1 protein-coding gene is annotated in these 353 nt (G+C 65.2%); it reads right to left on the bottom strand.

The window, feature by feature from the left end:
* The coding region (locus LI94_RS21550) for a transposase (protein WP_046302543.1) at nt 1-302 on the bottom strand (302 nt) is incomplete at its 3' end.
* Between the last annotated feature and the right edge of the window lie 51 nt (nt 303-353).

The raw sequence follows: 353 nt of genomic DNA, 5'->3' as shown, positions 1-353 counted from the left end.
AGCTCGGCCCCGAAGAAAATCGCCGCTGCTTTCAAGATCTCATTGGCGCGGCGCAGTTCAGCGATCTCGCGGCGCAACGCCTTGTTCTCCTGGGCCATCGCCGAGGTCACACCGGGTCGCTGACCGGAATCGACCTGCGAGCCACGAACCCAGGTCCGCAGCGTCTCCGCAGTACCGATTCCCAACATGCCGGCCACCGCGGTGATTGCCGCCCACTCCGAGGGGTACTGCGGGCGGACCTCGGCCACCATCCGCACCGCGCGCTCTCGAAGCTCAGCGGGATACCTGCTTGCACGTCCCATAACTCGAATCCTCCCAAGATCGGGAGTCTCCGGACTTACCGGGACGGCTCA

The sequence above is a fragment of the Mycobacterium sp. UM_Kg27 genome (genome assembly GCF_000972905.1).
GTDB lineage: Bacteria > Actinomycetota > Actinomycetes > Mycobacteriales > Mycobacteriaceae > Mycobacterium.
This window is presented reverse-complemented; position numbering and strand designations above follow the sequence as displayed.